We start from the raw sequence: 13,178 nt of genomic DNA, 5'->3' as shown, positions 1-13,178 counted from the left end.
AGAGATTTCTTAGTTAATAAAAATAAGCCTGTATGTACCTTACTTTACATAAGATACCATACAAGCCTTATTTCTGCATTTATTTTAACTTACAAAATGGGGAGTTAATCTTACAATTTTGAAAGATTGAAATGAAGTCCGAACTCACTTCCTTTTCCGACTTCTGAATTAACCGTTATTTCTACCGATAACCTCTTTCCTATTTCTTTTGCAAGGAAAAGTCCCAAACCGCTTGACTTCTCATTCATTCTGCCATTTAAGCCGGAATATCCTCTGTCGAATATCTTAGGTATATCCTCTGAGCGTATACCCATACCTGTGTCCCTGATATAAAGAACAGAGTTTTCCTTGTCATAACTTATAGTCACACTTCCTTTTTTAGTATATTTTAAGGCATTTGAAACAAACTGCTCTATCATAATGCTGAGCCACATTGCATCTGAAACCACTGTTTCTAATATAGGTTCATAATTTAGCGTAATACGGTTTAATATAAAAATAGTAGAGTATTTTTTAAGAATTGATTTGATTATCTCATCTAAGTTTAATTCTGCTATATCCATATCGGTTTCGGTATTCATCAACTTGAGATAATTTATTGCCATATCGCAGTATTGCTCTATGTACATAATCTGAGCTTTAACCTTTGTTTCCCTGTCATCCACATTGTTATCAAGTATAAGTTTGGCAGCAGTTATGGGTGTTTTAACCTGATGTACCCAAAGCGAAAAATAATCTTTAAGCTCCCTCCTGCCGGAAATTATACTCATATGAAGTCTTTTATTTTCTTCCAAAAGCCTCTCATTTTCTGCTTTTATGGAAAGCTCTTCTTTATAAGAGAAAAAGGCAATTATCAGGTAAATAACAAAGCCGAATACAGCTATCTCAAAGCCGATTTTATAAAATGAAAGTTCTAAACTCCCTAAAGCAAAAATCAGTCTAAACAGCAAAATCAAGGCAAAAAAGATTATAAATTCGGGCAGTTTAGTCAGAATAAATTTTTTAATTGTATTTATCATATCTTAACCTATAATCAAAACTTCTTTGTTTATACTTTACATTTTATCTTAAGACAACTTATTATTCAAAAAATATCCTATCCCTTTTTTGGTCTGTATAAAGCCATCCAGTCCTATCTCAGCCAGTTTTTTACGTAGCCTTGTCATATTTACTGCAAGGGTATTATCATCTATAAAATTCTCTTCCTGCCAGCATTTATCCATTATTTTATCACGCTTTGATACAGCTCCCTTATCCTTAAAAAGAGTTTCAAGTATCATAAGCTCGGTTCTGGTAAGCTCTGCAGCCTTTCCCATAAACTCAAGCTTTGCAGCCGAAAGCAAAAGTTTTATATTTCCAAAGGCTAAATAATCAGTTTCTTCTGCAAAATCATAACTTCTTCTAAGGAGGGCAACAATTTTAGCCCTTACTATCTGAATATTTATCGGCTTAACTATATAATCATCTCCGCCAAACTGCATAGCCTGAACTATGTCAATATCTTCGCTTTTTGAGGAAATAAACATAAGCGGAACCTTTGAGATTTCCCTGATTTTCTGACACCAGTAAAAACCGTTAAAATAAGGCAGAATTATATCCATAAGCACAAGTTCGGGCTTTTCAGCCTTAAACTCATCCAATACATTGTTAAAATCCTTTACGCAGACTATATCATACCCCCAGACAGAAAGCTCACCTGCAAGGATTTCAGCAATGTCATTATCATCTTCTACTATAAGTATTTTCATTATTTAATATCCCCAAGATAATCTGCTGAGTTTACCCTAAATTATTCGTAAAACATCGGAAATTTCGAACTTACTTATTTTTTCTTTTAGCAGCTTCTTTATACACCTGTTCATCTATTCTTGCCGAAATTACAATAATTTTCATAACACTTTCAGTAATTTCTATTTTATATACAACTCTTATTCCAATATTTTTAAACTTTATTTTCATTAAATTTGTAAGATTAATTCCTAATTTATGTCCAAGCGGCTTGCCGTATCCTCCCTCACTTACCGGCAGAGGATTCTTGCTTACCTTATTTATTCCTTTTAAAACCTGTATTTGTATAGAATGATCTAAATGTTTTAAATCCTCTTCAGCTTCTTTTATGAATTCTATCCTCCATATCATTCTATATCAACATCCTCACTTTCTAAAAGTTCAGCATCTGTTATTCCTAAATTTGACATAATTTCACTCATTGATATAGTTTTTTTAGAAGTATTACTTTCAATTCTTTTGTTTGCTTCTAAAAGCAAAAAATATTCTTCCTCTATTTCAGTAAGTCTTAAATACTCATCTGTTGATAATATAACTGCAGATGGTTGGTTATTTTTTAAAACAATCAATTCTTTCTCTACACTGAGCCTGTCAAATATTTTTGATGCCTGACCTTTATTAAAATTAGAAACAGGGATTAAGTTATTTAATACATTCGCTACAAGTGCCATATTGTACCTCCCTAAAATTAAAATATTATATTTATATATTACAATATACATTAAAAAAATACAATATGTTTAACAACAAATTGATTAGATTTGTAACTATTCAGCCCTATAATAAATATGTTGAGATATGACACATGAGCATGACATAGTGACTGCGAGTGGGAGAAGGCTGAGTAGTTACTTAACTTCTATTAGTTTATCTTCTACTATAAGTATTTTCATTATTTATCCTATATCTCCTTATATCTCCTATATCTCCTGTGTTATATAATAATCAGAACAGTCATTGACAAATATAGTAATCAATAATATAATATTAGCAACAGAACCCACCACGCTTAGTTTTACTTGTGTAAAAATGCGCAACCCGGTGGGACTTTCTATACTAAGAGGTAATCTAAATGTATCAATATCCGAAAAAATTTTTATCAGTTGAACAATTAATACAAAAGCTCATTGACTCAGGAATGGTAATAACTTCACTGAGTGAAGCAAGAACAGCATTGACCACAATCGGGTATTATAGGCTAAAAGGTTATAGTTTTCATAAATTTGACTCTTCAATTAAAAAATATGTTAAAAACACTACCTTTTCTGATGTTTTGAAGCTATATTATTTTGACTCTGAATTATCACATCTCATTTTCAGCTATTTAACCCAAATAGAAATTGCTTTAAGAACTCGTTTGGTTAATTCATTTCAAATTACACAAGATGCATTAATTTTAAATGATCCATCATTTTTCAAAGATAAAAATTTGTATTGGAAAAATTATACCAATATTGCATCTGAAATCAATCGTTCTAACGATATTTTTATAGAACACAATTTTAACAACTATGATGGGGCAATCCCCATTTGGGCAACAGTCGAAATAATGTCTTTTGGCACTATATCAAAAATAATTAAGAACCTAAAAACCGGAAATAAAAGTATGTTTTCCATATTAGTACAAAATTATAAATTCAAAAGTAATGCCGGAAATGAGATTATCCCATCTAAAGACATGTTTACGTCATGGCTTCAGGCAGCTTCCGTAATGAGAAATATTTGTGCTCATAATAGCCGAATATACAATCGGAGCATAAGTGTAAGACCGCAACTTATATATTCTGATATTATAAGGCCACAGCCACGCTTTTGCGGACTATATCAAATTATGCTCTCAATGAAATATCTTAGTCCGACCAAAGAATCTTGGGATAACTTTATTTATAGTTTTAAACAACTTCTTGGTAAATATTCAGGCATTTATGATATATATAGTATGAATTTTCCGGATGATTGGGAAGACCACTTTCAACTACCTACTACTTAAATATCCCCAACATCTGTTTTGACTTTTCTACACTTGTAGCTGCGGTATTATTTAAGAAAACTATATCAGTATCAGTGTGCTTACCTGCAAGCTTAGTTACATTTCCGGTGTAATGCCTGTAATCCACTACGTATACATATTGATAATGGTCTACAAGGAAAGGCACAAAGGCATTGCCGTAAGACTCCTTTATTATTATGCAGGCACTGTCATCTTTTAGATTAGGATTATTTATTTCAATTAAAGGCTGGTCTCCGCCGATAAAAGCAAGATACTTATTAGCTGACGAGAATTTGCTTGCATCACTGATTATATCATACTGATAAGGCTTGCCTTCACGAGGAGTAATCTTCTCTTTGTTTGTGGCTATAGGTATATAAGCCTCCACTGTATCAGGATTCTTTTTAAGAGCCTTGGACTGGTTGCTGTAAGCATAAAATGAACCTAAGAAATCAGGAAATTCCTTTTTCTTGTAATCACTCAATTCATGGGGAGTAATCCCCTTGGTTTCGCAGAAGCTTCTGTACACATAGTATGCTCCGAGCGCAGTCCAATGGTGGTCAGTCTTAAAATAAAGATACTCTGAGTTATGACTTCTTAGCTGACTATAGGTTTCTATGGTTTTTATTGATTTACTCAGCTTCTTATAAATATAATTTATAGCCTCACCCTGATTTGAAGTATTCATACTTTTTTGTATGTCTTCATCCAGATTTACACCAAAGCTGTTCGGTACGATTATATCGTAAATAGTAGCAATATTTCCTACCTTTTTAGCCACTGTATTTAACATGGAAGCATATAAGTCAGCTCCTTTTTTATAGAAATAATACAGTGTAAATCCTCTGTTTTCCGCTATATATACAGTTCCTGCAACCTCAGGCTGAACCTTGACCGTACCATCTTTAGCAGGCTTTTCTTCCTCATCAGCTACATCTGATGAAGAAGCCGTATCTTTATTTTCTGCCTGAACAGAGGCTTCACTTGCAGGATTGGTTGCAATAGCTGCGGATGAAGCACTATCATTATTACCATCGGTTAAAGAATCATTTTCATTAATTTTTGAAGAATTATCTAAGTCTTCATCTTCAATGGCTATATCCGAAATAATAGGGGCAGCTTCACCGTCTTCCTCAGGAATATCATCGGCAGTCTGTCCTGTATCACCATAGATTACGGTATCTCTTATCCCATACAGTTCTTCGGTATTTGACTGAAATGCAATCATCTGCTCTCTCAGAGGATAAGTGTCTGCATACCATTTTGAAATATCAGTGAAAAAGCTTCCGTCAAGTACGGTAGCAAGTGTAGGAGTAGGGAAGACAGCCAGTTTTCTTTTCTCAAGGTCAGATTCGGTAGGTCTTAAGAAAAGCAAAAAACCCGTTATCATAAGTGCCATAATGATTACAGACATAACTGTTATTCTAATTTTATGCCATTTATTAGCTTTATTTTCGTTCATACAAACTCCCTTCCAAAGCTTTAAAACTGATTATACAAAAATGGTGTAAAACTGTTTCCTGCCATAGCAATTAATGACAAGCCAAGTAAAGCTATACAGATAAGAATTTTAATACTATGAAGCAATCCGACGTTCACAGTACCTTGTTCGGACTTTTCTGTCAGCTTTTTGTCAATTACGGAAAACAGCGGAGTGCAGGCAAGCACACAGACAATCAGCAGAAAAATATTATTCTGTATATTGATATTAACTGTAGATACGGTAAAGCCGTTATTCTTGATTCCAAGATAGACGGAAATCACATCAAAAAACTGATTTACATCACTGTATCTGAACAGCAGCCATCCGAAATTTAATATAAATATTGCAAGGATATGCCTGAAAAATCTTGGAAGTACCGGTAATTTTTTCTTTTTCCACCAGTTTTCAATAACTATAAAAGGCAGATAAAACAAGCCCCAAAGTACAAAGTTCCAGCTTGCTCCATGCCAAAGTCCGGTAAGTATCCATACTACAAGTAAATTAAAACTTGTTTTAAGCAGTCCCACTCTGTTGCCGCCTAAAGGTATATACACATAATCCCTAAAGAAACTGCTTAAGGTTATATGCCATCTGCGCCAAAAGTCTTTTACAGAGGTTGCGGCATAAGGATAGTTGAAATTCTCAGGAAAATGAAAGCCAAAAATACGGCCTACTCCTATAGCCATGTCCGTATAAGCAGAAAAATCAAGATAAAGCTGCATAGCATAGCAAAGAGAGCCCAGCCATACCGCTAAGGTAGTAGCTCCCGAAACAGCTTCACTTACAGGTGAAAGTGTAGCCGCAAGCTCTCCTATATGGTCGGCAAGTACAGTCTTTTTAGCAAGACCTATACAAAAACGATAAATTCCTTCTGATACATCAGACACCTTGGTTTCTCTGTTATAAATCTCAGCTTTAATATCTGAAAATCTTTCAATCGGTCCCTGCAAAGCCTGCGGAAAAACAGAGGTATATAACAGCATCACCCAATAATACTCCTCAGCCGCATATTTTTCCATGTACACATCTGCCACATAGGAAATCAGCTTAAAAGTATAAAATGATATACCTATCGGAAGTGCAATAGACAAAGGTTTCCACTCTATTCCGGCAAATCCGGTAACTGTTCCCACAAGGAAGTTCGTATACTTAAATATCCCTAGTACCAAAACAAAGATAACAACAGAGGAAACCAGCCACCGCTTCTTAGCGGCTTTATCGTTTGCAGCTTCTATCTTTAAGCCCGCAAACCATCCTATGGCTGTCATTACCATAAGTAAAACAAGATATCCCACACCGCCGAAGGAATAGAATAACAGTGAGAAAAATATCAGCAAACGATTCTTATACCCTGCTACCGGAGTAAGAAAATATATTATTGCTACAATAGGTAAAAAACAAAGTATAAAAAATAAGCTCGAAAGCGACATACAGACTCCTTAAAATATCATAAAGTGACATCATAGCTACAAACAGCAAATATACATAATCTATAAATATAATCTATAACATACTGCAAAGAAGTCACTATAAAAATACAGATAAAATTATAGTGACTTCCATTATATGCAATATTATCAAATCAAAATTTAAGCACCCAATTGTTTTTTTACTTCGTCAGCTACAGCTTTTACGGCATCAGCCTTCTTCTCAGAAAACTTTCCGCCGGCCTGAGCCATATTTGGACGACCGCCGCCGCCACCGCCTACTATAGGCGCCACTGTCTTAATAAGATTGCCGGCATGAACTCCGGCCTTTACAGCTCCGTCAGTAGCCATAGCAACAAGGTTTACCTTGCCGTCTTTAGCAGAAGCAAGGAAGATAAGACCTTCTCCGAGCTTATTCTTAAGTTCGTCCCCAAGATTTCTAAGCTCGTTGCCATCGGTATCAGGGATGTCAACAGCAAGTACCTTAACTCCGCCAATCTCAACAACCTTATCCATAACATCACCTAAAGCTTCCTTAGCAGCTTTATTTTTGAGTGACTCATTCTCACTTTGAAGAGACTTAAGTTCTTCCATAAGATGCTTAGCCTTCTCAACAAGCTTATCAGGGCTTGCTTTAAGCATTTTGGCAGCCTCGGCAATTGTATTTTCAAGATTTTCATAATACTTGATTACATTATTGCCTGTGATGGCTTCTATTCTTCTGATTCCGGCAGCTACACCGCTTTCGGAAATAATCTTAAACTGACCTATCATTCCCGTATTCTTTACATGAGTACCGCCACAGAACTCTTTGGAGAAATCTCCCATACCAACTACGCGGACTTCATCACCGTATTTCTCACCAAAAAGAGCCATAGCTCCGCTTTTCTTAGCCTCTTCAATGCTCATTACTTTAGTATCTACAGGAATTGATTCTGCTATTTTTTCATTTACAAGCTTTTCAACCGCCTTAATTTCCTCAGGTGTCATAGCCTTAAAGTGGCTGAAGTCAAATCTTGTTCTGCCTGCATCCTGGTAAGAGCCTGACTGCTCCACATGGGTTCCGAGTACTTCACGCAAGGCCTTCTGTAAAAGATGGGTAGCACTGTGGTTTCTACAGGTAGCCATACGGTTTTCCGCATCTACTTTAAGCGTAACTTTATCACCGATCTTAAACATACCCTTTATAACCTTACCGATATGGGCTATTTTTGAACCTGCTACAGGTATGGTATCTTTTACCTCAAATACAGCATCTCCCACTGTAATTACACCGATATCTCCGAGCTGTCCGCCTTTTGTAGCATAAAAAGGAGTAACATCAGTAATTACAGCTCCTGTCATTCCGTCTGTAAGAGCCTCGGATATAGCACTTTCTTCTCCGTCTTCTTCCGAACCGACACTTACAAGAGCAACTATCTTTCCTTCCGCCTCTGTCTTATCATAACCGATAAACTCAGAGTTAATTGCCGGATCAATCTGCTCATAAATAGTAGCATCCGCTCCCATATAGCTTGTGGTTTTTCTTGCATTTCTGGCAGTATCTTTTTGCACCTTCATAGCCTGTTTGAAGGCTTCCTCATCTATATCCATTCCCTTTTCTTCAAGAATTTCCTTGGTTAAGTCGATAGGGAAACCATAGGTATCGTAAAGCTTAAAGGCATCTTCACCCGACATAGTCTTAACACCCTTAGCCTCCATATCCTTCTGTATACCTTCAAGTATCTCAAGTCCCTGATTTATTGTCTTTTCAAACTTCTCTTCTTCCTGCTCTATTACATTCAGGATGAAATCCTGCTTCTCGGCAAGTTCAGGATAACCGTCTTTACTTCCTGCAATTACCGCTTTGGCAAGTCCTACAAGGAAGGCTCCGTCTATGCCGAGTAACTTTCCATGTCTGTCAGCTCTTCTGATTATTCTTCTGAGCACATAGCCCCTTCCTTCATTTGAAGGCATAATTCCGTCAGATATCATAAAGGTTGCTGAACGGATATGGTCAGTAATTACACGGATTGAGATATCATTCTTCTCGTTATCCTTATACTTTTTGTCTGCTATTTCACAAACCTTGTTTCTGAGTGCTAAAAGTGTATCTACATCAAAGATGGAATCAACATCCTGTACTGCTACAGCCAGTCTTTCAAGTCCCATGCCTGTATCGATATTCTTTTGCTCAAGGTCTGAATAATTTCCCTTACCGTCATTATCAAACTGTGAAAATACAACATTCCATACTTCCATATATCTGTCGCAATCACAGCCTACTGTACATCCCGGTTTTCCACAGCCATACTTCTCGCCTCTGTCAAAATAAATCTCTGTACAAGGACCGCAAGGACCTGAGCCATGCTCCCAGAAATTGTCCTCTTTGCCAAACTTAAATATTCTCTCAGCAGAAATATTCATCTTTTTATTCCATATTTCAAAGGCCTCATTATCATCTACATAGACTGATGGATAAAGTCTGTCGGCAGGGATACCAACTGTCTCGGTAAGGAATTCCCAAGCCCATGGAATAGCCTCCTCCTTAAAATAATCTCCAAAAGAGAAGTTTCCGAGCATTTCAAAAAAGGTACCATGTCTTGCGGTTTTTCCTACATTATCAATATCGCCCGTACGTATACATTTCTGGCAGGTACAGACTCTTTTACTTGGCGGTATCTCCTGTCCTGTAAAGTATGGCTTAAGCGGTGCCATACCTGAATTTATAATAAGTAAACTGTTATCATTATGTGGTACAAGTGAAAAACTATTCATTTTAAGATGTCCCTTTTTCTCAAAGAACTCAAGGAACATCCTTCTTAACTCATTAACTCCGTAAGATTTCATATTTATCCTCCATAGGGCTTTTTACATTTAAAGTCATCTCTATATCTTAACATTTAATATAAAATTTTTCAACTATGACAAATCGTTATTTTTAGAAAAATTTCCCTTGTAAAATATACTTTTTTCATTTAAATTTTGATTCAACTCTGTTATGCTAAAACCATGAGAAATTTAACAATTAATTATAATAAGTCTTGATATAAGCTGACTTTTTATTATAATATGTTACAAGTGTCAAAAGTATAAAAGTTCTATGTAAGCTTGTTATTATCTTTTGGCAATCTATGGTACAAGTATGTAAGCCGAATAAGAGTTGTAGGCTTAGACTGTTTGATTATTATTTAGGAGACGAAGAATGAAGAAAAAATGGTGGCACGAAAAGGTTGCATATCAGATTTATCCAAAAAGCTTTTTGGATACTAAGGGAAACGGAATAGGTGATTTAAGGGGCGTAATTAATAAACTTGATTATTTGAAGGAGCTTGGAGTTGACATTATCTGGCTTTCCCCTTGTTACCCATCTCCTCTTGCCGATCAGGGTTATGATATAGCTGATTATTATGATATAGATCCGCGTTTTGGCAGCATGGCTGATATGGACGAATTGCTTGCAGAGGCTAAAAAAAGAAATATGTATATACTTATGGACTTGGTTATAAACCACTGTTCAGATGAACATGAGTGGTTTAAGAAGGCTATGGAAGACCTTGACAGTGAGTATGCAAAATATTTCTTTATAGAAGAGGGTGTAAACGGTAACCCTCCGAATAACTGGCGCTCCTACTTCGGCGGAAGCGCTTGGGAGAAGATTGAGGGTACGGATAAATATTATCTTCATCTCTTTCATAAGAAGCAACCTGACTTAAACTGGGAAAATCCAAAGCTCCGAGAGGAAATCTACAAGATGATTAACTGGTGGTTAGATAAAGGACTTGCCGGCTTTAGAGTAGATGCCATTATGAATATAAGCAAGGCACTTCCGTTTACATCCTATAACTACCCTCCTGATAGGGGAGACGGAACCGTTATCTGTGCCAAAATGCTTGAAGATGCAAAAAATGCAGATAAATATTTACAGGAACTCAGAGAAAATACCTTTGACAAACATGATGCTTTTACAGTCGGTGAGGTATTTACTGACAGAACTGAAGATATTCCTATCTTCATAGGTGATGAGGGACATTTCTCAACCATGTTTGATTTTGAAGAAACAATATTCGGAAAAAGTGATAAGGGTTGGTATGATGCAAAGCCTATAACTCCTGATGATTATAAAAAATGCTGTTTTACGACGCAAAAAAGGGTGGGCGATTTAGGTTATATCTCTACAATAATAGAAAACCATGATGAACCAAGAGGTGTAAGTCATTATCTTCAGTGCTGTGATATAAATGATGATTCTAAGAAACTCCTTGGAACTATGCAGTTTATGATGAAAGGTCTTCCGTTCATCTATCAGGGACAGGAAATCGGTATGGAAAACACTGATTTTACAGGTATGGAGGAAATAGATGATATTTCTACTATCGGAGAATATCAGACAGCCCTTGAAGCCGGCTTAACCCCTGAGGAAGCTTTTAATGCCGTTAAAAAGTTCAGCAGGGACAATGCAAGAACCCCTATGCAGTGGGATGACAGCAAGAATGCAGGATTTACAAGCGGTACTCCTTGGCTGAAAGTAAATCCTCAGTACACTAAGATTAATGTAGAATCTCAGATTAATGACAAGAAATCCGTACTTAATTACTATAAAAAGCTTACTGCTCTAAGAAAAAATGAGACTTACAAAGAAACCATAGTTTACGGAGAGGTTGTGCCTTATCTTGAAAATGAACATAATCTTATGGCATTTTACAGACAGGGTGAAAACCGGACCTTACTTGTACTCGGAAACTTTGATGCTTCTGAAAAAGTGGTTAAACTTGAAAAGAAGTGCAAGGCTATGCTTCTGTCCAATATGGAAGATGTAGGATTTGCCGGTGAAAACGAGATAAAGCTTAAACCATATCAGGCTGTTATTTTAGAAGTTAAGTAAATATGTTTTATAAAAAGAAGCTGTCGTACCCGGAAAAAGAGATACAAAATATTGTGATTAGTTAATGATAAATTTACTATATTTTGTAGGATTTTCCTTTAATGCGACAGCTCCTTTTTATTAATTTTCATATTTCACAGTTATATCCACTTCAAACATTCTTCTCCATGGCATAATCAATTTGGAAATCTGTAAATTAGCCGATATTGATGACAATTCATTTTTTATAAATTCTTCCAGTCTTTCTTTTACAATCTCACTTATGATACCATCCTTCTCTTTAACATCAAAATAATTCATTTCATATTTTTGAAGCTCATTTGTAGCCTGTTGTCTGACTACAGAGCAATACCCTGCATCTTCAATATATCTAAGCCCTAAAAAGTTCTGATGTGTCGGTGTAAGCTTAAAATGATAGGAGTCCACCGCCTCCGCAATGGCTGTACCGACAGTATTTGCAGAGGTATTCCACCCCGCATAACCATCTACCTTCATAAGCAGTTTATTTGCATTGAGAAGCCTTATTATTTGTAAATCACCACCGTTTGCATAAGCATTATCCGCTATGGTTACAATTTTACCTTCTGCCAGCCTGTATTTTATAAAGTCAAACATTTCAGCTATATTTCTCTCAGCATAGTACTCTGGATACTTAGAAGGCTGGTTTATGGCTTCTTCCATATTGCCTGCGGGAGCGGTAACCGCCATTATTATATCAGCCATTTCATAGGATTCTGTGAGCTGACAGCCGGCTGACAGCACATGGTATTTTAGTGTACCTGCAAGCATATTTCCTTCATAAAGCGGAATAATGTTCTTCGCAGCCTCTGTAGCATATTTTAAGTATACTTTGGGTTTCTTGCCCTTAAGAGTATTTATCATTCTGGACATAAGGGTGAGTTCTACCTCGTCTGCACCGGGATACATAAGTACCTTATCATCAAGACAGTTCTCGATTATAGCCTTTCTTATATCTCTTTGGTCTATAGCCGCATAGCCATATTTACAGGAATCATCCTGAGGTACAACAAGTGCATCTACAATATTTTCTTTTACCAAATCAAGTGATGCAAGATTCAGTTCCCTATTTACCTTTCTTCTTGAAATATAGTCATTTAAGTATCTTTCCGGAACTTTTTCTATGATTTCATCAAGAGACAAAATATTATCTATACCCAAATGACTCTTGTGCATGGCTACACCGATTTCATGAATTTCCCTGCCATAGTTCTCATAGTAGTCAGGTTCCTCATCGCTGCTTGAATAATTCGGACATCTCATTATTATATTAAATGCATAGATTATAAGCCCGGTATTCTCCCTCCTTATGTCTCTTAATATCTGCAGTCTTTCTTTTAACTTATCTTCTTTTTCATTATGTATTCTGGATGGTACAAGCCCTCCGTAAAGCAGGGTATCCAAAGAAATGATCAGACCTGTGGCGTCTTTACATTCTTTTGTTAAAAAATTATCGATTTCATTCAAATCGGCAGGAATTTTCTTGTCTCCTAATTTTTTAGGCAGGATTATCTCTATATCATCATGCGAAAATAGTTTCTGTGGAAAAAGATAATTGCAAGGTCTTTCGTCTAAAGGTAATAATACTATCTTTGCTTTCATATTACC

10 protein-coding genes are annotated in these 13,178 nt (G+C 36.0%); 2 read left to right on the top strand and 8 right to left on the bottom strand.

Annotated elements, in window-relative coordinates:
- Positions 1-110 precede the first annotated feature (110 nt).
- From GCWU000282_RS01015 to GCWU000282_RS01000, 4 genes are all read right to left on the bottom strand, one after another.
- Entirely contained in the window at positions 111-1,019 is a 909-nt protein-coding gene (locus GCWU000282_RS01015) for a sensor histidine kinase (RefSeq protein WP_023353111.1), read from the bottom strand.
- A gap of 48 nt (positions 1,020-1,067) precedes the next feature.
- Complete coding sequence (locus GCWU000282_RS01010) at positions 1,068-1,748, bottom strand: response regulator transcription factor (protein WP_023353110.1); 681 nt, start codon at positions 1,746-1,748, stop codon at positions 1,068-1,070.
- Between the two features lie 70 nt (positions 1,749-1,818).
- Complete coding sequence (locus GCWU000282_RS01005; RefSeq protein ID WP_023353109.1) at positions 1,819-2,139, bottom strand: type II toxin-antitoxin system RelE family toxin; 321 nt, start codon at positions 2,137-2,139, stop codon at positions 1,819-1,821.
- Positions 2,136-2,459 carry a type II toxin-antitoxin system Phd/YefM family antitoxin gene (locus tag GCWU000282_RS01000; RefSeq protein ID WP_035038937.1) on the bottom strand — a complete coding sequence of 108 codons (324 nt, stop codon included), beginning with the start codon at positions 2,457-2,459 and terminating at the stop codon, positions 2,136-2,138. Before GCWU000282_RS01000 ends, GCWU000282_RS01005 begins: the two co-directional genes overlap by 4 nt.
- A 401-nt stretch (positions 2,460-2,860) precedes the next feature.
- Here GCWU000282_RS01000 and GCWU000282_RS00995 point away from each other — a divergent pair, with 401 nt between their 5' ends.
- Positions 2,861-3,778 carry an Abi family protein gene (locus GCWU000282_RS00995; protein WP_023353107.1) on the top strand — a complete coding sequence of 306 codons (918 nt, stop codon included), beginning with the start codon at positions 2,861-2,863 and terminating at the stop codon, positions 3,776-3,778.
- Here GCWU000282_RS00995 and GCWU000282_RS00990 read toward each other — a convergent pair.
- The 3 genes from GCWU000282_RS00990 to alaS all read right to left on the bottom strand — a co-directional run bounded on the left by GCWU000282_RS00990 (position 3,771) and on the right by alaS (position 9,517).
- Positions 3,771-5,240 (bottom strand): DHHW family protein, encoded by a 1,470-nt coding sequence (locus tag GCWU000282_RS00990; protein WP_023353106.1) that lies wholly within the window; start codon positions 5,238-5,240, stop codon positions 3,771-3,773. The genes GCWU000282_RS00995 and GCWU000282_RS00990 overlap by 8 nt on opposite strands.
- Before the next feature lie 20 nt (positions 5,241-5,260).
- Entirely contained in the window at positions 5,261-6,691 is a 1,431-nt protein-coding gene (locus tag GCWU000282_RS00985; protein ID WP_023353105.1) for an MBOAT family O-acyltransferase, read from the bottom strand.
- Between the two features lie 159 nt (positions 6,692-6,850).
- Positions 6,851-9,517: an alanine--tRNA ligase gene (alaS, locus tag GCWU000282_RS00980; protein WP_023353104.1), complete on the bottom strand. Its 2,667-nt coding sequence runs from the start codon at positions 9,515-9,517 to the stop codon at positions 6,851-6,853.
- 355 nt (positions 9,518-9,872) lie between these two features.
- Here alaS and GCWU000282_RS00975 point away from each other — a divergent pair, with 355 nt between their 5' ends.
- On the top strand, positions 9,873-11,552 hold the full coding sequence (locus GCWU000282_RS00975; protein WP_023353103.1) for an alpha-glucosidase: 1,680 nt from the start codon (positions 9,873-9,875) through the stop codon (positions 11,550-11,552).
- Positions 11,553-11,672: 120 nt separating this feature from the next.
- On the opposite strand, the gene GCWU000282_RS00970 is transcribed toward GCWU000282_RS00975, so the two are convergent.
- Positions 11,673-13,172, bottom strand: a complete 1,500-nt coding sequence (locus GCWU000282_RS00970) for a DUF4127 family protein (protein WP_023353102.1) — start codon at positions 13,170-13,172, stop codon at positions 11,673-11,675.
- Positions 13,173-13,178 lie beyond the last annotated feature (6 nt).

Source organism: Catonella morbi ATCC 51271, from assembly GCF_000160035.2.
Lineage (GTDB): Bacteria > Bacillota > Clostridia > Lachnospirales > Lachnospiraceae > Catonella > Catonella morbi.
Note: the sequence above shows the minus strand (reverse complement) of the source record. Positions and strands in the feature narration are given on the sequence as shown.